The sequence below is a fragment of the Streptomyces meridianus genome, assembly GCF_023703325.1.
Lineage (GTDB): Bacteria > Actinomycetota > Actinomycetes > Streptomycetales > Streptomycetaceae > Streptomyces > Streptomyces meridianus.
Genome location: NZ_JAMQGM010000023.1, coordinates 14,697 through 35,510 on the forward strand (window position 1 = coordinate 14,697; position 20,814 = coordinate 35,510).

Consider the following 20,814-nt stretch of genomic DNA (forward strand, 5'->3'; position numbering starts at 1 on the left):
CTGCCGTCCCATGAGAGCTGTTGGCCGGCCCGTTCCGGGGGCAGAAGTCCGACAGGAGCTTCCAGGAGCGGGAGGCGGGGTGCGAGAACGGCGGAGGTCACACGAGGACCGTCGTGCCCAGGAGTTCACGGCGTTCGTCGCGGGCGCGGCCGGCCGGCTCCTGCACGCCTCGCTACTGCTCACCGGCGAACCGGCCGCCGCCGAGAAACTGTTGACGTCGGCCCTCGCCCGTACCTACACGGTCTGGGACCGGCTGCACGGCGAGGACCCCTACGCCCGCACCCGGCAGGAGATGGCCACCCGGTTCGCGCGGACCGGCCGGCGTCACCGCCATCCGTGCGGCGGGGCGCTCGACCGCCTCACGCCGCAGGAACGGCTGGTGGTCGTGCTGCGGCTCTTCGAAGGGGTGGACGAGGAACAGGTGGCCGCCATGCTCGGGCTGCCGGCCGAACGGATCCGGGCCGTCTGCACCCGCTCCGTCGCCACGCTGCGCAGCTCGCCCGCCCCGTCCGCCGCCGGCGGGCACGCGGGCGCCGCCGGAGCCGGAGCGGCTCCGGCCGAGGAACCGGCGCCGCTGTCGGAGGCGTCGCGATGAGCGCCCCCGACCGCAAGGAGCAGGAGGTCCGCCGGATGCTGGACGGGCCGCATCCCGTCGTGCCCCCGGACCTGGCCCGGCTCGCCGTCGAACGGGGACGCCGGCTGCTCACCCGCCGCCGGGCGCTGCGGGTCGCGGCGGGCGTCCTGATCGTCGTCGCCGTCGCGGCCTTCACCCTGTGGGCCGTCACCGCGCAGCCGTGGCTCGCACCACCGGCCGGCACCACTCCCCCGCTCGACGGCTGGTAGACAACGGCGGAACGGCCCGCCCCCACGGGGGAGCAGGCCGTTCCGGTACTCCGTGGTACAGGTCAGCCGAGGGCCGCCGACAGGTCGGCCAGCAGGTCCTCGACAGCCTCGATGCCCACCGAGAGCCGCACCAGGTCCGCGGGAACCTCCAGAGCCGAGCCCGCCACCGAGGCGTGCGTCATCCGGCCCGGGTGCTCGATCAGGGACTCGACACCGCCCAGCGACTCACCGAGGGTGAACAGCTCAGCACGGTTGCACACGTCGACCGCGGCCTGCTCACCGCCGGCGACGCGGAACGACACCATGCCCCCGTGGGCCCGCATCTGCTTGGCAGCGATGTCGTGCCCGGGGTGTTCGGCCAGGCCCGGGTAGTAGACGTGGCTCACCTTCGGGTGCGAGGCCAGCAGTTCCACGACCCGCTCGGCGTTGGCCGTGTGCCGGTCCATGCGCACGGCCAGCGTCTTGAGGCCCCGCAGCACCAGCCACGAGTCGAACGGCCCGGCGATCGCGCCCATGGCGTTCTGGTGGAACGCGAGCTCCTCGCCGAGCGCGTCGTCGTTCACGACCAGCGCGCCGCCGACCACGTCGGAGTGGCCGCCCATGTACTTGGTCATGGAATGCACGACGACGTCCGCGCCCAGCGCCAGCGGCTGCTGGAGGTACGGGCTGGCGAAGGTGTTGTCGACGACCAGACGGGCCCCTGCGGTATGGGCGATCTCGGCGACAGCGGCGATGTCGGTGATGCCGAGCAGCGGATTGCTCGGGGTCTCGACCCACACCATCTTCGTACGCGGCCGCAGCGCCCCACGCACGGCGGCCGGGTCGGAGGAGTCGGCCACCGACCACTCCACGCCCCAGCGCTCGACGACCTTGGCGAAGAGCCGGAAGGTCCCGCCGTAGGCGTCGTTCGGGATCACGACGTGGTCGCCGGGGACGAGCAGCGAGCGCAGCAGGCAGTCCTCGGCTGCGAGCCCCGAGGCGAAGGCGAGCCCGCGACGGCCGCCCTCGAGCGCCGCGAGGTTCTCCTCGAGCGCGGTGCGGGTGGGGTTCGCGGAACGGCTGTACTCGTAGCCGCCGCGCAGGCCACCGACACCGTCCTGCTTGAAAGTGGACACCTGGTAGATCGGCGGCACGACGGCGCCGGTCAGCGGGTCCGCCTCCTGCCCTGCGTGAATGGCCAGAGTCTCGAAGCTCCGGGCGGCACGATGCTGGTACTGGTCGCTCATGGGAACCGAGGGTAGCCGTGCGGCGGACGAACTTCCCCATTCACGGGCCGATGCAGAAGACTGTCCGCCGGGGACGGCGTCCCCAGCCCCGGACGCACCCTCCGGCACGGCGACCGCCGGTGTCGCGGACCCCTCGCAGCAGACCCCACACACAGGACAGCCCATGGAGATTCTGACCATCCTGCTCGGCCTCGTCATGCTCGGCGGGCTGCTGATCGTGCCCGCCGTACTGCGGATGCGCGGCAGCCGGCAGGCCGCGGAGCCGTTCGTTGCCGCCACGACCGGGAGCTACGGGTTCGTGGCGCCGGAGCGGCTCGACGTCCGGCTGCCCGGGCCGGACCGGGAACTGGCCGAGACGCTGCAGGAGATCCGCTCCACGCAGGACTGGGAGCCGGCGGCCCGGCTCCTCGCGCTGACCGGTGACGACTGGGAGCTGCGCTGGCAGCGGGTCCAGACACTGGCCGGCGCGGCTGCGGTGGAGCAGGCCCGGGAGCCGCGCGAGGGCGGGCGCTGGCTGCGCGCCTGGCGGCTGGAGTCCCCCAAGGACGCGGGCGGGGCGCTGGTGCACGCCGAGTTCCTGGTGCGCCAGGCCCGTCAGACGCAGGCGGGTGCCGGATCGGACGAGTACCGGATCATCCTGGAGGAGGCCCGTACGGTGTGCGAGGCGGCCGCTCTGCTGGCGCCCGGTGACCCGACTCCGTACGTCGTCCGGCTCGCGGTGGAGACCGGTCTCGGCTGCCGTCCGGCCGAATTCGAAGAGCTGTGGGGCACGGTCGCGCGGCGCGCTCCGGACCACATGGGCGCGCATCTGGCGGCACTGAACTACTGGTGCGGCAAGTGGCACGGTTCGAAGGAGCTGGCGGAGGAGTTCTCCCACCGTGCGGCGGCGTCCGCTCCGGAGAAGAGCCTGCTGCCCGCACTGCCGCTGTTCGCCGTCTTCGAGCACCTGCCCGAACTGACCGTCGTCCGGGGACTGTTCCAGGGAGCGGTGATCGGCCGCGCGATCGAGGGCGCACTGTTCGCGGCCCGTACGGCTCCGGCCGGCCACCCGATGATGCCGCACGTACGGCATCTGCTGGTCTGGTTCCTGGTCCGGGCCGAGCGCTACGCGGAGGCGATGGAGCAGCTTCGGCACGTGGACGGGCACGTGGGGGCGGTGCCCTGGTCGTACGGGCCGGACCCGGTCGCGGCGTACACGGCCTACCGCACGCTGGCCGTGGCCGGCTGGGAGGACCAGGGCGGGAGCCCGGCGACGCTGCCCGACCGGGGGCCGCAGGCGTAGGGCCGGGAAGGTTCCGGTCTGCCCGCGCCCCGGGCGTGGGGGCCGGTTAACGGAATCTTCGCGGCGGTGCGGACGTTGTCGGAAGGGACGTCACTGCGAGGAGATCCTCATGTTCCTGAACCGTGCCCGGACGCGGATGCCCACCCCGGAGGAGGCGCTGCCCGGGCGTGAGACGCCGGGATTCCCGCTGTCGGAGCGCCACACGGTGCTCGGCAACCCGCTGGCCGGCCCGTACCCGGAGCACCTGGAGGTTGCCGACTTCGGCCTCGGCTGCTTCTGGGGCGCGGAGCGCGTGTTCTGGCAGGTCCCCGGGGTCTGGACGACTCTGGTCGGCTACCAGGGCGGTCACACCCCGCACCCCACCTACGAGGAGGTGTGCAGCGGGATGACCGGCCACACGGAAGCGGTCCGGGTGGTGTTCGACCCAGCGGTGGTCCCGTACAACGACCTGCTGAAGGTCTTCTGGGAGGCGCACGATCCCACCCAGGGATTCCGGCAGGGCAACGACCACGGCACCCAGTACCGCTCCGCGGTCTACACGCATACTCCCGGCCAGCAGGCCGCGGCCGAGGCGTCCCGGGACGCCTACCAGCCGGTGCTGACCGCGGCGGGCTACGGGGCCATCACCACGGAGATCCACTCCGCGGAGGGGCGCCCGTTCCACTACGCCGAGGCGTATCACCAGCAGTACCTGGACAAGAACCCGAACGGCTACTGCGGTATCGGCGGCACGGGCCAGTCCTGCCCCGTCGGGGTGGCTCCGGCGGGCGGCTGAACCGTCCGGCCGGCCGCCCAGGCGCCTGGGACGTGCGCGAGCCCGTCGGCATACGGGCGTTCCCTCGTTCCGCGCCGTTGTCGGACCCCGGTGCTTGGATGCGCACCATGACCGGTCGAAGCGTCGTCGTGGAACGACAGGATCGCCGCCGTGCAGCCGGCTCGCTCCCGGAGAACCGAGCCCGCACGGACTGACGGTCGGCCGTGCATCACGGCATGGACACCGGGGAGGACGTCGAACGCGGCCTTCCCGTCCGTCGTCAGCAGAGTCCTGGCGGTGGCAGCGGCCGTGGCAGCGATGATCAGGTCGTGGGCGCCCCGGGGCTTCCCCTCTCGCCGTACATGAGCGAGAAGTCGGGCGTACACCATGGCCACGTCCGGGGTGTAGTCCTCGACGGACGAGGGCACGCACTCCGTCGACGAATTCCTGTCGCCGGACCCGTCGACTCCCGTCCGCGAGCTCGACTCCGAGCTGTAGTTCGGCGACGCTCACGGCGGCGACGCTCACGTCGTCGTCTTCCTCGAGCAGGTCGGCCAGTCCGCGGGCGTCCCGCACCGGCGGTTCGGAATCCCCGAACCGCCGGCCCGCGGTCCGTGCACCTACTGTGCGCGCCGGTCAGTCCTGGAACACCAGGGGACGCTCCCAGGCCTTCGACGGTGCGAAACCGCCCGCGAAGTTGTCCTCGACCCAGGCCTTCTCGTAGGCGTCCGGGTAGACGTTGTTGCACGCGGTCCCGGCGGAGGAACCGGACATCAGGCTGGAGCACGGACCGGGCTTCATGTCGGGCAGACCGAGTATGTGGCCGAGTTCGTGCGACGCGATGCGCACCCAGTTGTAGTCCGCCGCCTCGCGGCCCATGTAGACGGTGCCGTTGCCGAGGCTCGTGGTGACGGCCCGCGGCCAGCCGTCGTCGGCGACGATGCGGATGTTGGGCGTCTCTCCCGCCTGGGCGGGGCGCAGTTGGACGTTGGTCACACTGCTGTTCCACACCGCCGCGCCGTCGTCGACGGCGTCGTGGAACTCGGCGGACGCACTGGCGTCGTACGTCAGGACGCGTCCGGCGAGGGGCTGCTCCGGCGCTGCGGCGGCAGCAGATTGACTGCCCGTCAGCGCCACGGCGCCCACCACCATCAGGCTCGCGAAGAACGCGCGCACGGCTCTGCCTGTCAACACATCGGCCTCCTCGTGGGGGAAAGGAATCTGGCGACGCCCCAGAATGACACCATGAACATGACATGGGTAGAGGACCCCGCGATGCTTTCGGGCCCACCCGGCGGATGAAGGGGGCTGGTCTTCCGACCCGCCGACGTCCGCTTTTCATGCATGTGTTGACGTCGGATGCCCCGCTTCCCAGCTCACCGCAATGTTCGGGATGCGGAATGCGGGACGCATACGGGAGTCGAGCCATTGCGCGAGCCGACCGTCCCGGAAGAGCCCGGCAAGCGGCAACGTGAGGCAGGTGTCCGGCCCGGGGCGGCGCGCAGGCCGCGCCGGGCCCCCTCCGGACCAGGGCGCCCGCATGGAGCCGCCCGAGGCCGGCCGCCCGAACAGCCGCACCCACGCTGCCGTGCTCGCCCGGTGACCTTACGTTGCGATCAGGAAGCCCCCGGCTCGGTACGGAGGGATCTCGTGACGATGCGGACAGCAGCGTTCCTGGCGCTCGCCTCGTTCCTCGCGCTGGGCGTGAACCCGACCGACAGCACGGAGGCCGGTGCCGCCGCCGAGGACTACTCGGCCTCCCGCTGCGGCAACACCTCCGGCCGGGTGCTGCTGACGTTCGACGACTGGGGCTACAGCGACCCGTACCGAGCCACGGCCGTCGGCGAGTACCTGCGGTCCCGCGGGATCCGGGCGGCGTACTTCCTCGTCAACGAGTTCGCGCAGGAGCACGACGACATCGTCCGGGAGCTGCGCGGACAGGGCCACTGGGTGGCCAACCACAGCTACTCGCATCCGCACCTGACGCGGCTCACCGACGACGGCGCCCGCCAGGAGATCGAGGGCGGAATCCGTTCGACCCTGCTGCGCCCGCCGTACGGGGACTACGGACCGCGCGAGGAGACCATGGCCGCGGACCTCGGGATGCGCATCTGCACCTGGACGCTCGACACCCTGGACTGGGAGGTCACCGGGGACGGCTACCGCTCGGCCGAGAGCATCCGGGCGATCGTGCGCGACGCCCCCGCCTCCGAGAAGGCCGGAGGGGTCGTCCTCGGGCACCTCGAGTACCACTTCCCGGACGCCGTCGGAGGCATCATCGACGATCTGCACGCCCAGGGCTACCTGTTCTGCCGCAACAGCGGTCCCGTGGACGAGAGCGTGCCGTTCCCGCTCGACTGCGGTGAGTGAGCTGCGACCGGACTGCCCCCCTCCGCAGGTCGCCGGTCACACGCCGGCCGTGGGCCGGTGATCAAGTTGCCGCTGCCGGGGCCCGGGTGTGACCTGAGGTGAGGGGAGCGTCGAGAGGAGCGCCGGGATGAACGCACATGCTGCCGTGCGGCCGCACCGGGTACGTCTGCACGCCGAGATCACGATCCCGGTCCTCGCCGGCCTGGCGTTCGGCGCATACGCGGGGTGGCTCGACCGCAACGGGGGCGCCGCGACCCACAGCGCGATCATTCTGGGCGTGGTGGGTGCGGCCGTCGCGGGCGTGCTCGCCTTCGGCATCGGCAGGGTTCAGGCGTCCCTGCCCCGCGAACAGGTGGCCACCCTGTACGCCGCCCTGTTCGGCAGCGCGGTCGGCTATCTGAACAGCCTGTGCGGGGCGAACACCTGGCTCAAGGCGTCGTTCATCGGCTTCTTCGTCGGGGCCGGCATGTTCCTCGTCGCGAACTATCTGCTCCTCTACCACCGCAAGGACTGAGTGCGGCCCGCGTCGCTCCGCGCCCCGGCGACCGAGCCGGGGCGCGGTCCGCACGAACGACGGCGGCGGCCGGCACCCGCGAAGGGTGGCCGGCCACCGCCGTTGCCGGACGAGAGTGCGCCGGTCAGCTGAGCGCGCTGCCCGCGACCCACTTGTCCCAGGTCATGTTCCAGCCGTTGAGACCGTTGTCGGGCTGGATCTGCTTGTCCGGCGAGTTCTTCACCACGACCACGTCGCCGATGAGCGAGTTCTCGTAGAACCAGGCGCCCGCCTGCTTCGCGTCGTCGCCGCCCTTCTTGTCGTTCAGGCCGACGCAGCCGTGACTGGTGTTGACGTTGCCGAAGACCGAGTCGTCGCCCCAGTAGTTGCCGTGGATGAAGGTGCCGGAGGTGGACAGCCGCATGGCGTGCGGCACGTCCTTGATGTCGTACTCGCCCTTGCCGTTCTTCTTCTTGAAGCCGACGGTCGAGCCGTCCATCCGGGTCTCCTTGAACTTCTCGGAGATCACCATCTGGCCGTTGTAGGTGGGGTTCTCCGGGCTGCCGGCGGAGATCGGGATGGTCTTGATCGTCTTGCCGTCGCGGGTGACGGTCATCTTCTTGCTCTTGGTGTCGACGGTGCTGACCTGGTTGCGCCCGACCTTGAAGGTCACCGTCTTGTCCTGCACGCCCTTGACGCCGGGGGCGCCCTCGACACCGTCGAGGTCGAGCTTCAGCGTGACGGTGGAGCCGGCTTGCCAGTAGCTCTGCGGACGCAGGTCGAGACGGGTGTCGTTGAACCAGTGGCCGACGGCCTGCTGACCGCTGGTCGAGGAGACCTTGATCCGCCGCTCGATGTCGGCCTTGTTCGTGATCGCCTTGTCGAAACGGATCGACACCGGCATGCCGACGCCGACGGTCGAACCGTCCTCCGGCGTGAAGTTGCCGATGAAGCTGTTCGCGGGGGAGACGGTCGTCAGCTTCGAGTTCTCGGTGGCGCCCCGCCCCTTCGCGTCCTCGGCCTTGGCCGTGATCGCGTACTTGGTGGCGCGCTGCAGCTGGCCCTGGGGCTTCCAGGACTTGCCGTCGGCCGCCATCGTGCCGGGCACCTCGGCCCCGCTCGCCACGGCGGTCATCCTGACGTCGGTGAGCTTTCCGCCGGTGACAGCGACCCGGACGTCGTTGTTGATGCCCGCGTTGTTCGCACCGTCCTCCGGTGTGATCTTTATTCGGGCGTCGGAGGCGTCCTCGGCGACCGCCTTGTCGACCTGGGCCTGTGACTTGGCGTGGCCGTTGCCGGCACCGGCCTTGCCACCGGCGTCGTCACCGCAAGCGGCGAGCGTCAGCACACCGCCGAGCAGCGCCGCTACGGCCACCAGGCCCTTGCGTCGCTTACCGTCCGTCATCACACGCTTCTCCATTGCTACGGAAATCGCTGAATCCCCCGACCGGGACATGGGGCACACACTTCACCCAGTCACCTACTGAAGAACACCTCGGCGTGCCCGTCGGTTCCCGGACCGATCGAAAATGTGGGCCAGGACACGTTCGGAGCGCCCCGAGGAGCGATCGGGAAGCGGTCGCGATGCGCCGCCGCCCGGCTCTCCGGGGGCCCTGTCGTCATCGTTGACAAGCCCACGGGACGCTGGTTCCCGCCCTCGCGAGGATCAGTCCCGACCGCCCCCGTCTCCGGGGTCGCATATGCACGATGTCCATCGATAGTGGACATCTTTCCCGACCAGAATGCCGTGAGATGCCGCTTTCGTGAACCCCCTCGGCGAAATCGGCCCGGCGACCGGCCGCCCGCCCCGAACCTGCCGGGCGGACCCCGGAGCGCTCGCGGGCGGCTTGCGACGACGGCGGGGGGCGCGCGCTCGCGCGAGGGGCGGACGCGAGGGCGGAAGGCTGCGGAACCCTGGCCTTCCGTACCCCTGACATGTGTCACTAGCATTGCCACGCCTGCCAGTTCGCGATCTGCACAAGGGGTCCTTGACGTGTCCGCACGCCGACCGCTGATGACTGCCGCCACCGCCGGAATCCTGCTCTGCGGCCTCTGGTTCGTGCCCTCCGCGAACGCGAACCCGGGAGATCGAATACAGGTCGAACAGGCCCGGGCGCAGCCGGCCGGGCAGGGCGCGCAGACCGTCCCGGCAGGCGCGGAAGCGACCGGTGCCCGCACCGCCTCGCTCGCCGCGACCGGGAGCGTGGACACCACGCCCTATTTGGTGGGCGGCACGACCTTCCTCGGCTTCGGCGCCATCCTGCTGGCGCACAGCGTCCGCCGCTCCCGCCGGGCCGTCCCGCAGCCGGTCTGACGTCACCTCAACCACCGTTGCCGGAAGGGCGATTCCACCGCGCCGGCACCGCGTCCGGCGCCGTCGGTCACGCTCCTGCCGCCGGCCCTCAGGCGAGTGGACCGGTCACGGACTCCGCCGCGGCCACCAGCCGGCCCGAGCGCACGAACGCCTCCGCGGCCGCCAGGTCGGGGGCGAGGAAGCGGTCGCCGCCCGGCCCCTCCACCCCGGCCGCGCGGACGGCCTCCAGCACCGCCCGACTCGCCGGAGCGGGCGTCAGGCCGTGCCGCAGCTCGATTCCCCGGGCGGCCGCGACGAGTTCGACCGCGATGACCCGGCACAGGCTGTCGACGGACGTGCGTAGCTTCCGCGCCGCGGACCAGCCCATCGACACATGGTCCTCCTGCATCGCGGAGGACGGGATCGAATCGACGGATGCCGGGACCGCCAGCCGCTTCATCTCGCCGACCAGCGCGGCCTGCGTGTACTGGGCGATCATCAGTCCCGAGTCGACCCCCGGGTCGCCCGCGAGGAACGGCGGCAGGCCGTGCGAGCGGTTCTTGTCGAGCAGCCGGTCGGTGCGCCGCTCCGCTATCGAGGCGAGGTCGGCGGTGACCACGGACAGGAAGTCCAGCACGTAGGCGACGGGCGCGCCGTGGAAGTTGCCGTTCGACTCCACCCGTCCGTCGGGCAGGACGACCGGGTTGTCGACGGCGGCGGCGAGCTCCCGTTCGGCCACCAGCCGGGCGTGGGCGAGCGTGTCGCGGCCGGCACCGGCGACCTGTGGGGCGCAGCGGACCGAGTACGCGTCCTGGACCCGCGGCGCCTCGTCCTGGTGGTGCCCGGTCAGGCCGGAGCCCGCGAGGACGCGCAGCATGTTGTCGGCGCTGGCCGCCTGACCGGGGTGGGGGCGGATGGCGTGGAGCTCTGGCGCGAGGACGCGGTCGGTGCCGAGCAGGGCCTCGAGCGAGAGGGCCGCGGTGATGTCCGCGGAGGTGAGCAGTCGGGCGAGGTCCGCGCAGGCCATCACGAGCATGCCGAGCATGCCGTCGGTGCCGTTCAGCAGGGCGAGGCCCTCCTTCTCGCGGAGGACGACCGGTTCGATGCCGTGCTGGGCGAGCAGCTCGCCGGCGGGCCGCACCACGCCGTCGGGCCCTTGGGCGTCGCCCTCGCCCAGCAGCGTCAGCGCGCAGTGCGAGAGCGGCGCGAGGTCGCCGGAGCAGCCGAGCGAGCCGTACTCGTGCACGACCGGGGTGATGCCGGCGTTGAGCACAGCGGCCATGGTGCGGGCGACTTCGGGGCGGACTCCGGTGCGTCCGGAGGCGACCGTCTTGAGGCGCAGGAACATCAGCGCCCGGACCACCTCGCGCTCGACGCCCGGCCCCATGCCGGCGGCGTGCGAGCGGACGATGTTGCGCTGCAGCTGGGCCCGGAGTTCCGGGCCGATGTGGCGCACCGCGAGGGCGCCGAAGCCCGTCGAGACGCCGTAGACGGGCTCGGGCTTCGCGGCGAGGGCGTCGACCACCTTGCGGGATGCAGCGAGTGCCTCCAGGGCCTCGCCGGACAGCTCGACTCGTGCCTCTCCGCGTGCCACGGCGATGACGTCGTCCGCGACGGCGCCGGAAGTCCCCACCACCACAGTGTGCATATTCATATTCAGTCACCCTAGAGAGTGAATCCCTGAAAGTCATCACCGGCGCCGGCGACACGGACCGCGCCGGGTGGACCCGCGGTTCCCCGCGCTCCGGGCCGCTGCGTCCCCGCTGCGCCGTTCACCTGCGGAAGCGGCGGCGCTCGACCCCGTCACCGGGCGCCTCCCGGTCCACCAGGCGCAGCACGGGATCGTCCGGGCCGCCCCGGCCGGCGACCACGGGCACCGGGGAACGCGCCGCCTTGGCCCGGTACTGCGCCGCGTCGGCGAGCCGGAACAGGCGCCGCGCCGACCGCACGGTGCCGATCGGGTCCCCGGTGGACGCCACCCCGCAGGCCACTCCCTCCCCGAGGTCCAACTCGGCTGCCCTCCTGCACAGTTCACGTGCCACGGCCACCACGTCGTCCGCCGGGGGGCCGACGGCCAGCAGACAGAACTCGTCACCGCCGAGCCGGGCGACGAGCGCCCCCGGGAGCATCGCCCCGCAGAGCGAGAGCACGCAGCCGAACCGTTCCAGCAGCCGGTCACCCACCGCGTGCCCCCGGGTGTCGTTGACCCGCTTGAGCCCGTTGACGTCGGAGACGACCAGACTGACGACGGCGCCGCTGTCGCGGTGCTGCGTCAGAGCCTCGTCCAGCCGCACGTCGACGGCCCGGCGGTTGGCGAGCCCGGTCAGCGGGTCGGTGAAGGCCAGCCGGCGGGCCACCTCCAACTGCTCGGTCTGGGCGATGCCGACGGCCGTCACCGAGGCCAGGACGGCGGCGAAGTCGGCGTCCTGGCGCCCGAAGACGCGCAGGCCGGCCCGGCGTGCGACGTAGAGCTCTCCCCAGGCGCGCCCGTGGAGGACGATCGGTGCGACCACGCAGCATCCTCGGCCCCGGCGGCGCAGGGCGGCCACCCGGCTGTGGCAGTGCGGGCCCTCCTCGTCCGGGGCGGCCTCGGCCGTCTCCACCCAGGCGTTGGCCTCGCCGCCACCGGACCAGGTGTCGTGGCGGAACTCCGCGATCTCCGGGAAATCGTGCACCGGGTAGGTCTCGGACTCGGGGAACTCCTCCTCGTCCGGGGCGAGTTCGCCGACGTTCACCACCACCCGCAGCCGGCCCCGGTCGCGCTGCCAGGCGGAGACTGCGGCGAACGTGCCCTCCAGGGCGACCATCGCACGGGTGGCGGCGGCCCAGACCGCCTCCCGCCGGGAAGGCGCGGCGGCCATCGCCTGGGCCAGTTGCACCACGGCCCGCAGCCGCACATCGCCCTCGTCGCCCGCCACCGGTAGCCACACCTCACGTTTCCCACTCCGCGTGCCCGCACTGCACCCAGAGTAGGAACATTAGGCATGATTTGCCCTACTCACCCCGGTTGGGAAGGGGCGGGGTCATTCACCCGGCCAGTCCGGCGTCCGCTTCTCGTTGAACGCCGCAACGCCCTCGGCACGGTCCCCCGAGAAGGCCACGGTGCGCCAGGCGTTGTCCTCTACCTCGAGTCCGGCCCGCAGGTCCAGCCCGTGCCCGAGACGGAGCGCCCGCTTGGCGGCACGCAGGCCGACGGGCGAGTTCGCCGCGATCCGGCCGGCGAGTGCCAGGGCCTCGGCGGTGTCACCCCCCGCGTCGACGAGCAGATCGACGAGTCCCAAACGCTCGGCCTCCTCGGCCTCCACCCGCCGGGCGGTGAAGACGAGTTCCGCTGCCCGGGCGGCGCCCACGCGCCGCGGCAGGAGCTGCGTGCCACCCCCGCCGGGAATCACCCCGACGGACACCTCCGGCAGGCCGACCACGGCGGTGCGGTCCGCCACGATCAGGTCGCACGACAGGGCGATCTCGAAACCGCCGCCGAGGGCGTAGCCGTGCACGGCCGCGACGGTGGGCATCGGCAGTTCCAGCACACCCGTGTACGCGGCCCTGGTCTGCGGACGCTGGCGGGCGAAGTCGGCGCCCGTGAAGGAATTGCGCTCCTTCAGGTCCGCGCCCACACAGAAGGCGCGCTCGTTGGTCGAGGTCACGACCACCGCACGCACGGTCCGGTCCGCGGAGAGGGCGTCGCACGCCTCGGCGAGGCAGCGGGCCAGCTCGGTGGAGACCGCGTTCATGGCCTTGGGACGGTCCAGCGCCAGCTCCGCCACATGCGATCCGTGCCGCCGAACGGCGATCCACTCCCCGTAGCGCGTCTCGGTTCCGCTCATCCCTGCGTCCCTCCCGTGGTTAACGATCGTTCAGCGGATCATCCCATCCGAAGGCTCGCCCGGCCAGAGCCGCAGGCGGGGCATGCAGCCGGGCCGAGGGACCCGGTGGGCACGGACGGCAGTGCGGGGCGGACCCTTTCGGTCGCGGGCCGTGCGGTCCGCAGTTCAGTCGCGCCGGGTCAGACGCCAGGGCTCCACGACGCCCAGGCCACGCACCGGCCGCTGCCACTGCGGCTGCAGGGCGAAGCGGTAAGCGGAGGCCGTCACGGCCGCCGCCGCGTCCCCGCCCTCCTTGAGCGCCGCCGCGGCCTCGGCCTCCGACCGGGGCGCGTCGCCGGAGCGCATGAGCTCCTCGGCCAGTGCTCCGTCGATCAGAACGGCGTCCTTGGGCGCTATCGACGTCAGCCTGCTGGCCAGGTTCACGGTGGTGCCGAAGACGTCGCCCATCCGAGTCGCCACCGTGCCGAAGGCGATGCCGACCCGCAGTTCCGGCATGGTCTCGTCGTTCATCAGCGTCTCGATCAGCCGCAAGCCGATCTCGGCGGCGATCGCGGGGTCGTCGGCCGCATACAGCACCTCGTCGCCGAGCGTCTTGATCAGCCGCCCGCCGTGTGCGGCCACCAGGTCGGCGCAGGTCGTCTCGAAGGCCTCGACCAGCTCGCCGAGCTCCTCCTCCTCCAGGCGCCGGGTCAGCCGGGTGAACCCGACCAGGTCGGCGAATCCGACGGCGAGCCGCCGGTCCACCATCTCCTCGTCGTCCTGCGCCTGCACCACACGGCCGGTCGAGGCGGCGAGCTGGCGCCGCCACACGTAGACGAGGAACTCCTCCAGCTCCGGCAGGAGCAGCTCCACCAGCGGATACGTGACCTCGGTCCGGGTCATGCCGGGCTCCGGCGGTTCGGTGAGCCCCTCCAGGAAGGAGTCGATCTGCCACTCGGCGAGACGGGCGGTCGTCTGGCCGGTGGACCTGGCCACCTGAATGGCCAGCGGCTCGCTGAGCAGGCCGGCCTCGACCAGACCCGCCAGTCGCCGCAGGGCGAGGACATCGGCCTCGGTGAGCGCCTTCGCCTGGCCGATGTCCGCGAACCCCATCGCCCGCCAGAAACGGGCGGCGAGATCCATGGAGACACCGGCGCTGCGCGCTGCCTGGAACGGCGTGTACTGCCGGTCGGCGCCGAGGATCAGAGCCTCGAGCCGCAGGGCGAGCGGGTTGACCTCGTCCGGAGCGTCCTCGTCGGAGCTCCTCTCATCAGCGGTCACCGCCCGCCACCTGTCCGATCCGTGCGCACAACCCTTCCGATCACTCTCGCCTGATCCGCCTGCCTGTTCGGCCGCCTCAAACGATACGGCAGATGTGCCCTGGCTCACTCGTCCGCGCGGGCCCCGGATCGGCCGTCGTCACTGGTGACGCCGCCTGCGCCGGGAGCCGGCCGGAGATGGACGATGTCCCCCGCGGCCACCGCCCGACGTCCGCCGTCGGGCAGGGCGAGCACCAGCCGGCCGTCCCCGTCGACGGCGACGGCCTCACCCACCGTCTCCGTGCCGCCGGGCAGCACGGCCCGTACCGTGCGGCCGAGCGTCGCGCAGCCCGCCGCGTAGGCCTCCTGGAGCCGGCTGGCCCCCGGGTCCCCGCCGGCCGACCGCCAGTCCGCGTACCACTGGGCGATCGACCGCAGCACCGCCCGCAGCAGCGTGTCCCGGTCGGTGGAGACCGCCCCGGCCAGCGCGAGAGAACCGGCCCCCGGCACGGGCAGCTCGTCGGCGCGCAGGGTGACGTTGAGACCGATGCCCACCACCACGGCGTCGCCCGTGCGCTCGGCCAGGATGCCGCCGGTCTTGCGCTCGACACCGTCGACACGGACCAGCACGTCGTTGGGCCACTTGAGGGCGGTGTCGACGCCGGCGGCGCGGGACAGGGCGCTCGCCGTGGCGACGCCCGCGAGCAACGTCAGCCAGCCCCAGCGCTCCTGGGGCACCGGGGCCGCGCCGCCGTCCGCTGCGTCCGCGCCGGCACCCGGGCGCAGCAGGACCGAGAAGAACAGCCCCGACCGGGCCGGTGCCGTCCACTGCCGGTCGAGCCTGCCGCGGCCCGCGGACTGCTCCTCGGCGACGAGAACGGAGCCCTCGGGGGCCCCGGCCCGGGCACGGGCCGCGAGATCGGAGTTGGTGGAACCGGTCGCCTCCACGACCTCCACCGAGGTCCACAGGCTGTCTCCGCCGGTCAGCGCGCGCGTCAGCCCGGCGGAGTTCAGCGGCGGCCGGTCCAGATCGGTCCAGCGTCCGCCGGGGCGCTGCGCGCCGGGACCGTCCGCTGCCCGGTGGCCGGGTGGTGTCGGCGTCATGCGGCCAGCATAGAAGCGGGGGCGGGATCGGGCGGCTCCGGTGCGACGCCGGCCGGAGTGTTCCGCGGCGGACCAGGCGTTCGCCCACCCCTTACGCACGCGGACGCGGCGAATGCCCGGTCCGCCGGCATCCGGTGTGTGGCCAACACCGCACTGCCGGGCAGCAGCCCCGCCGATACGCTACGAGGCGGTAGCCCGTCCCTGCCGACGGCAGGGGACCCCTCGAGGACGAGCAGGAGCCGCATCCCGATGTCCGAGCCGGAAATCGCGCCGGAGAACAACGCAAGCAGCCACACCACCGCCGGGAAGATCGCGGATCTTCAGCGGCGCATCGAGGAGGCGACGCACGCCGGCTCCGCGCGGGCGGTCGAGAAGCAGCACGCCAAGGGGAAGCTGACCGCGCGTGAGCGCATCGCCCTGTTGCTGGACGAGGGATCGTTCGTCGAACTGGACGAGTTCGCCCGGCACCGCTCGACGAACTTCGGTCTGGACGCCAACCGCCCGTACGGCGACGGCGTCGTGACGGGTTACGGCACGGTCGACGGCCGCCCGGTCGCCGTGTTCTCACAGGACTTCACGGTCTTCGGCGGGGCACTGGGCGAGGTCTTCGGCGAGAAGATCGTCAAGGTGATGGACTTCGCCCTGAAGAACGGCTGCCCGGTCATCGGCATCAACGACTCCGGCGGCGCCCGCATCCAGGAGGGCGTGAGCGCGCTCGGCCTGTACGGCGAGATCTTCCGCCGCAACACCCACGCGTCCGGTGTCATCCCGCAGATCAGCCTGGTCGTCGGCCCGTGCGCGGGCGGCGCGGTCTACTCCCCCGCGATCACCGACTTCACCGTGATGGTGGACCAGACCTCGCACATGTTCATCACCGGCCCTGACGTCATCAAGACGGTCACCGGCGAGGACGTCGGCTTCGAGGAACTGGGTGGCGCCCGCACGCACAACGCCACCTCCGGCGTCGCGCACCACATGGCGGGCGACGAGAAGGACGCGATCGAGTACGTCAAGTCCCTGCTGGCATACCTGCCGTCCAACAACCTCTCCGAGCCCCCGGCCTTCCCGGAGGAGGCAGACCTCGAGACCTCGGACGAGGACCGCGAGCTGGACGTGGTCATCCCCGACTCGGCCAACCAGCCGTACGACATGCACGCGATCATCGAGCACGTCCTCGACGACAACGAGTTCCTCGAGACGCAGCCGCTGTTCGCGCCCAACATCGTCACCGGCTTCGGCCGGGTCGAGGGTCACCCGGTGGGCATCGTCGCCAACCAGCCCATGCAGTTCGCGGGCTGCCTCAACATCGACGCCTCCGAGAAGGCCGCGCGCTTCGTACGCACCTGCGACGCGTTCAACGTGCCCGTGATCACCTTCGTCGACGTGCCCGGCTTCCTGCCCGGCACCGACCAGGAGTACGACGGCATCATCCGGCGCGGCGCCAAGCTGATCTACGCGTACGCCGAGGCGACCGTCCCGCTGATCACCGTCATCACGCGCAAGGCGTTCGGCGGCGCCTACGACGTCATGGGATCCAAGCACCTGGGCGCCGATCTCAACCTGGCCTGGCCGACGGCGCAGATCGCCGTGATGGGCGCGCAGGGAGCGGTCAACATCCTGCACCGGCGCACCCTGGCGGCCTGCGGAACGCCGGAGGAGCTGGAGGAGACCCGGGCGCGGCTGATCGCCGAGTACGAGGACACGCTGCTGAACCCGTATGTCGCCGCGGAGCGGGGGTATGTGGACGCTGTGATCATGCCGTCCGAGACGCGCCGCCACATCGTCCGCGGGCTCCGCACGCTGCGCAACAAGCGCGAGTCCCTGCCGCCGAAGAAGCACGGCAACATCCCGCTCTGAGGAGTGTGCAGAAGATGTTCAAGGTCGTGAGGGGCAATCCCACCCCCGAGGAACTGGCCGCCGCGCTCACGGTGGTCCAGGCACGCGCTGCGGCGGGCGCCGCATCCGCGGAACCCGACGAGACGGACGAGTGGTCGGACCCGGCACGCACCGTGCCGGGCCGCCGGCTGCCGCATCCGGGGCCCAAGGCCTGGCGCACCACGTACTGGCCGGCCTGAGCCGCACCGGACCCGGACTGAGTGCCGCCTGAGTACCCGTACTCAGGCGGCACTGCCGTTCCGCCGCGCAGGATCGGAGACATGCTGTGGTCCGACCCGCCCGACGAGCCCCCCGACGACCTGCGGGCGGCCGAAGCGATGCTGCGCCGGGCCGGGCTGGTGCTGGCTCTCGCCATGGTCGCGCTGATGCTGGTGCTGGGCGTGCGGTGACGGCACGGGCGCCGGGCCGAGAACGGGCCTGCGTCGCCTCGATCGACCGTGCGGGTGGCGACGGTCCGCTCGACGGGTGAGGCGGACACGACGGGAGGCGAGCGCTGCGGACCGCGGACGCATCCTGATCGCGTTCCATCGGCAACGCGTCGAAAGAGAGCACCATGCCGCCCACCGGCCGCCTACCGTCCCGCGCCCCCGCCGCGCTGCTGACACTGCTCCTGGCCCTGTGCACCCTCCTCACCAACCAGCCCGCAGCGCACGCGACATCGCAGCCGGCCCCGGCGGATCCGGCGGTAGTGGCCGGGCTGACCCGCGCGGCGCGTCCCCTCGCCACGACCGAGCCGTACGGCCCGCTGGGTGACTTGCGCCCGTTCGGCCGCTCGGTCGGCGCGGCCGATCTGGTGGGGGTGGGCGAGGGCACTCACGGGACACACGAGTTCTTCACCCTCCAGCACCGCCTCTTTCGCTACCTCGTCGAGAAGAAGGGCTTCGCGAGCTTCGGCCGGGAGACCGGCTGGGGCGCCGGACTGGACATCAACGCGTGGGTGCTCGGTGGACCGGGCGACATCCGCGCCATCATGCGGGCGTCCTTCCAGGCCGACGACATTCTCTGGGCGAACGAGGAGTACGCGCGGCTCTTCGAGTGGATGCGCGCCCACAACGCCGGACACGCCGAGAAGCTGCAGTTCATGGGCTTCGACATGACGCCGGTGGAGCCCCGGCTCTACGACCGGGTGCTGGACTTCGTCGCCCGGCACTACCCGGACCTGAAGCCGGCCTTCGACGATCTGTACCGCGGCCGTCCCACGGGATCGGTGGCGGAGGCGACCCGGGAGTACCAACGCCGGCCGGCCGCCGATCTGACCGACATGGCCGAGCGCGCCCGCCAGGCCTACCTGCTGCTGCGTGAACAGCAGCCGGCGCCCGACCCGATCGCCGTGCAGACCGCCCGTGTCATCGCGCAGAGCACCCGCTTCTACGCCTATCCCAACACCGAGGAAGGCATCACCGAAGCGCTCCAGGACCGGGACCGGACCATGGCCGCCAACGTGGCCTGGTGGCACCGTTACAGCCACGACAGGACGGTGGTCTCCGCGCACAACAGCCACGTCGCCTACCTGGAGGCCCTGCCGTCGGACGGCTTCCGCAGAATGGGCGGCTTCCTCCGTGACCGCTTCGGCCCCGACTACACCAACCTCCGCACCACCTTCGGACAGGGATCGTTCAACTCCTCGTACGTGACGGACGGGTACTTCGGCGTGCGGCCCTACGTCGTGGGACCGCCACCGCCCGGCTCGAACGAGTACACGCTGAACAAGGTCCCCCACCCCCAGTACTTCGCCGACCTTCGCACCCTCCGCGGTCCCGCACGGACGTGGGCGTCCATGCCACGGCCGAGTCGGTTCATCGGTGCGGACTTCTCCTATCCCGTAGACATGGAGAAGATCGCCCTGCGCCGGTTCTCCGACATGTTGATCCACCTGCGGCGCGGCACCGCGTCCCACATGCTGCCCCAGTGATCGCACCACCCGCCCCGCCCGGGGGCCGGCCCTGCCCGGCCCTTCCGGCGGGGCGGGCACGGGGTGCAGCCGGCCGGTTGGGGTGTGCAGCGCAGGGCCTCTAGGCTCGCCGGCATGACCGTTCACGCAGCACCCCGCCGCCACCTCGTCCTCGCGTCAGCCTCTCCGGCCCGGCTCGGGTTGCTGCGCCAGGCCGGCCTCGACCCCGAGCCGATCGTCAGCGGAGTGGACGAGGACGCGATCACCGCCGGCAGCCCGGCCGAGCTGGCCCGGGTGCTGGCGGAGGCCAAGGCAGCGGCCGTGGCGGAGCGGCCGGAAGCTGCGGGGGCGCTGGTCGTCGGCTGCGACTCGGTGCTGGAGCTGGACGGCCGGGCGCTGGGCAAGCCCGCCGACGCCGAGGACGCCATCGGCCGGTGGAAGTCCATGCGGGGACGGGCCGGGGTCCTGCGGACCGGCCACTGCGTCGTCGACACGGCGACCGGACGGAGCGTGTCGGCCACCGCCTCCACGACAGTCAGCTTCGGCGAACCCACGGACGAGGAGATCTCCGCGTACGTGGCCACGGGCGAGCCCCTCCAGGTCGCAGGCGCCTTCACCCTCGACGGGCGGTCGGCGCCGTTCATCGACGGGATCGAGGGCGACGCCGGGAACGTCATCGGGCTGTCCCTGCCGCTGCTGCGCCGCCTGCTCGCCGACCTCGGAGTGGGGATCACGGAACTCTGGGCCCGGTAGGTCCTGCAACCGCCGGGCCCCGGGACCGTCCGGTCCCGGGGCCCGAACGGGCGTCAGGCCGGCTCGGGCTCGGGCTCCGTGGCCTGGGCCGGCGCCTGCTCGCGCGGTTCACCGTAGGAGATCAGGGTGAACACGACCAGGCCGAACGTCACCATCATCAAGGCAAAGGCCGCCCAGCCGACGAGGCCGACGGTGACCGCGCCGATGACCGCGTGCACCACCGCGCAGCTGATCAGCGCGATGCGGGGCAGCCGGCCGGGCGCCTTGTCGGTCAGCGCGCAACGACCCTCGAAGTAGGCACAGACCAGCAGGTATATGCCTATGAGGACGCCGTTCGCCCAGGTGGAGGTCTTCATGAGATCCGGGTCGAGCCCGGCCAGGGACATGTCCTGGTGCTGGACCGCCAGCCCCAGGATCCAGTTCAGCATCACGATGCCGAACGCCTCCGCCACCAGTACCACCGCGGCCAATGCCGCCACCGGTCTGCGCCCCACCGAGCCACCTACTTCTCACCGTTACCACGAGTACAGAAACATCGCGCACGCTACTAACGGGTATTCACCCTGGACAAGAGGTGCGCCGGATTCTCCTCATCAGCCCGTACAGCGGATCCTCTTGCCGCAAAGTTTCACCGCCCCAGTCGTGGAGACCCCACAAAGGATGGCGAGCACTTGGTGGATCACGACGTGGAGATCTTGACCACACCGTGTCCCGGGCAAGCCTCGGGTGAACCCGGCGTACCTTGGTGCCACAAGCCTTTTCACCATCGGACAGCCCCTGGGTGACGCGACGTGTGGGGAAGCTCACCCACAGGTTCGGGTCGGCAGGCCGTGTCGACTGTCCC

At 71.8% G+C, this 20,814-nt stretch carries 21 protein-coding genes; 12 read left to right on the forward strand and 9 right to left on the reverse strand.

From position 1 onward, the window contains the following. The first annotated feature begins 79 nt into the window (after positions 1 to 79). Together M1E25_RS10900 and M1E25_RS10905 are read left to right on the forward strand one after the other, a co-directional pair. Positions 80 to 595: a sigma factor-like helix-turn-helix DNA-binding protein gene (locus M1E25_RS10900; RefSeq protein ID WP_251413289.1), complete on the forward strand. Its 516-nt coding sequence runs from the start codon at positions 80 to 82 to the stop codon at positions 593 to 595. Then, the gene (locus M1E25_RS10905) at positions 592 to 843 is read left to right on the forward strand and encodes a hypothetical protein (protein WP_251413291.1); all 252 of its coding nucleotides are present in this window, start codon (positions 592 to 594) and stop codon (positions 841 to 843) included. The genes M1E25_RS10900 and M1E25_RS10905 overlap by 4 nt, the downstream gene beginning before the upstream one ends. Positions 844 to 905: 62 nt before the next feature. Here M1E25_RS10905 and M1E25_RS10910 read toward each other — a convergent pair whose 3' ends face one another. Next, positions 906 to 2,069, reverse strand: coding sequence for a cystathionine gamma-synthase (locus M1E25_RS10910; RefSeq protein WP_251413294.1), 1,164 nt, complete (start codon positions 2,067 to 2,069; stop codon positions 906 to 908). A gap of 163 nt (positions 2,070 to 2,232) precedes the next feature. Between M1E25_RS10910 and M1E25_RS10915 the strand changes: the two genes are divergently transcribed. Together M1E25_RS10915 and msrA are read left to right on the forward strand one after the other, a co-directional pair. Next, positions 2,233 to 3,351: a hypothetical protein gene (locus M1E25_RS10915; protein ID WP_251413298.1), complete on the forward strand. Its 1,119-nt coding sequence runs from the start codon at positions 2,233 to 2,235 to the stop codon at positions 3,349 to 3,351. Positions 3,352 to 3,460: 109 nt separating this feature from the next. Next, positions 3,461 to 4,126, forward strand: a complete 666-nt coding sequence (msrA, locus tag M1E25_RS10920; RefSeq protein ID WP_251413301.1) for a peptide-methionine (S)-S-oxide reductase MsrA — start codon at positions 3,461 to 3,463, stop codon at positions 4,124 to 4,126. A 615-nt stretch (positions 4,127 to 4,741) separates the two neighbouring features. On the opposite strand, the gene M1E25_RS10925 is transcribed toward msrA, so the two are convergent. Next, positions 4,742 to 5,257, reverse strand: a complete 516-nt coding sequence (locus tag M1E25_RS10925) for a snapalysin family zinc-dependent metalloprotease (protein WP_251413610.1) — start codon at positions 5,255 to 5,257, stop codon at positions 4,742 to 4,744. A 504-nt stretch (positions 5,258 to 5,761) separates the two neighbouring features. Here M1E25_RS10925 and M1E25_RS10930 point away from each other — a divergent pair. Together M1E25_RS10930 and M1E25_RS10935 are read left to right on the forward strand one after the other, a co-directional pair. Further along, positions 5,762 to 6,475 (forward strand): polysaccharide deacetylase family protein, encoded by a 714-nt coding sequence (locus tag M1E25_RS10930; protein ID WP_251413611.1) that lies wholly within the window; start codon positions 5,762 to 5,764, stop codon positions 6,473 to 6,475. Between the two features lie 127 nt (positions 6,476 to 6,602). Then, positions 6,603 to 6,989 (forward strand): hypothetical protein, encoded by a 387-nt coding sequence (locus M1E25_RS10935; RefSeq protein WP_251413304.1) that lies wholly within the window; start codon positions 6,603 to 6,605, stop codon positions 6,987 to 6,989. 124 nt (positions 6,990 to 7,113) lie between these two features. Here the strand turns inward: M1E25_RS10935 and M1E25_RS10940 are convergent, their stop codons facing one another. Further along, positions 7,114 to 8,388: a L,D-transpeptidase gene (locus M1E25_RS10940; RefSeq protein ID WP_251413307.1), complete on the reverse strand. Its 1,275-nt coding sequence runs from the start codon at positions 8,386 to 8,388 to the stop codon at positions 7,114 to 7,116. A 573-nt stretch (positions 8,389 to 8,961) separates the two neighbouring features. Here M1E25_RS10940 and M1E25_RS10945 point away from each other — a divergent pair. Beyond that, a complete protein-coding gene (locus M1E25_RS10945) occupies positions 8,962 to 9,282 on the forward strand; it encodes a hypothetical protein (protein WP_251413310.1) in 321 nt (106 codons plus the stop codon). 88 nt (positions 9,283 to 9,370) lie between these two features. On the opposite strand, the gene hutH is transcribed toward M1E25_RS10945, so the two are convergent. From hutH to M1E25_RS10970, 5 genes are all read right to left on the reverse strand, one after another. Beyond that, positions 9,371 to 10,915, reverse strand: coding sequence for a histidine ammonia-lyase (gene hutH / locus M1E25_RS10950; protein ID WP_251413314.1), 1,545 nt, complete (start codon positions 10,913 to 10,915; stop codon positions 9,371 to 9,373). 118 nt (positions 10,916 to 11,033) lie between these two features. Continuing rightward, positions 11,034 to 12,122: a GGDEF domain-containing protein gene (locus M1E25_RS10955; RefSeq protein ID WP_251413626.1), complete on the reverse strand. Its 1,089-nt coding sequence runs from the start codon at positions 12,120 to 12,122 to the stop codon at positions 11,034 to 11,036. Between the two features lie 162 nt (positions 12,123 to 12,284). Continuing rightward, positions 12,285 to 13,088 (reverse strand): enoyl-CoA hydratase/isomerase family protein, encoded by an 804-nt coding sequence (locus tag M1E25_RS10960; RefSeq protein ID WP_251413317.1) that lies wholly within the window; start codon positions 13,086 to 13,088, stop codon positions 12,285 to 12,287. A gap of 165 nt (positions 13,089 to 13,253) precedes the next feature. Further along, positions 13,254 to 14,348 (reverse strand): adenylate/guanylate cyclase domain-containing protein, encoded by a 1,095-nt coding sequence (locus tag M1E25_RS10965; RefSeq protein WP_251413319.1) that lies wholly within the window; start codon positions 14,346 to 14,348, stop codon positions 13,254 to 13,256. Positions 14,349 to 14,452: 104 nt separating this feature from the next. After that, positions 14,453 to 15,430 (reverse strand): biotin--[acetyl-CoA-carboxylase] ligase, encoded by a 978-nt coding sequence (locus tag M1E25_RS10970; protein ID WP_251413321.1) that lies wholly within the window; start codon positions 15,428 to 15,430, stop codon positions 14,453 to 14,455. Positions 15,431 to 15,679: 249 nt separating this feature from the next. On the opposite strand from M1E25_RS10970, the gene M1E25_RS10975 reads away from it, so the two are divergent. From M1E25_RS10975 to M1E25_RS10990, 5 genes are all read left to right on the forward strand, one after another. After that, positions 15,680 to 17,287 (forward strand): acyl-CoA carboxylase subunit beta, encoded by a 1,608-nt coding sequence (locus tag M1E25_RS10975; RefSeq protein ID WP_251413324.1) that lies wholly within the window; start codon positions 15,680 to 15,682, stop codon positions 17,285 to 17,287. Between the two features lie 14 nt (positions 17,288 to 17,301). After that, positions 17,302 to 17,505 carry an acyl-CoA carboxylase subunit epsilon gene (locus M1E25_RS10980; RefSeq protein WP_251413337.1) on the forward strand — a complete coding sequence of 68 codons (204 nt, stop codon included), beginning with the start codon at positions 17,302 to 17,304 and terminating at the stop codon, positions 17,503 to 17,505. A gap of 81 nt (positions 17,506 to 17,586) precedes the next feature. After that, a complete protein-coding gene (gene mmpB, locus M1E25_RS25615; RefSeq protein WP_285830631.1) occupies positions 17,587 to 17,715 on the forward strand; it encodes a morphogenic membrane protein MmpB in 129 nt (42 codons plus the stop codon). A gap of 164 nt (positions 17,716 to 17,879) precedes the next feature. After that, positions 17,880 to 19,238 (forward strand): erythromycin esterase family protein, encoded by a 1,359-nt coding sequence (locus M1E25_RS10985; protein WP_251413340.1) that lies wholly within the window; start codon positions 17,880 to 17,882, stop codon positions 19,236 to 19,238. 114 nt (positions 19,239 to 19,352) lie between these two features. Then, positions 19,353 to 19,970: a nucleoside triphosphate pyrophosphatase gene (locus M1E25_RS10990; protein WP_251413343.1), complete on the forward strand. Its 618-nt coding sequence runs from the start codon at positions 19,353 to 19,355 to the stop codon at positions 19,968 to 19,970. A gap of 53 nt (positions 19,971 to 20,023) precedes the next feature. Here the strand turns inward: M1E25_RS10990 and M1E25_RS10995 are convergent, their stop codons facing one another. Beyond that, entirely contained in the window at positions 20,024 to 20,464 is a 441-nt protein-coding gene (locus M1E25_RS10995) for a hypothetical protein (RefSeq protein WP_251413344.1), read from the reverse strand. Between the last annotated feature and the right edge of the window lie 350 nt (positions 20,465 to 20,814).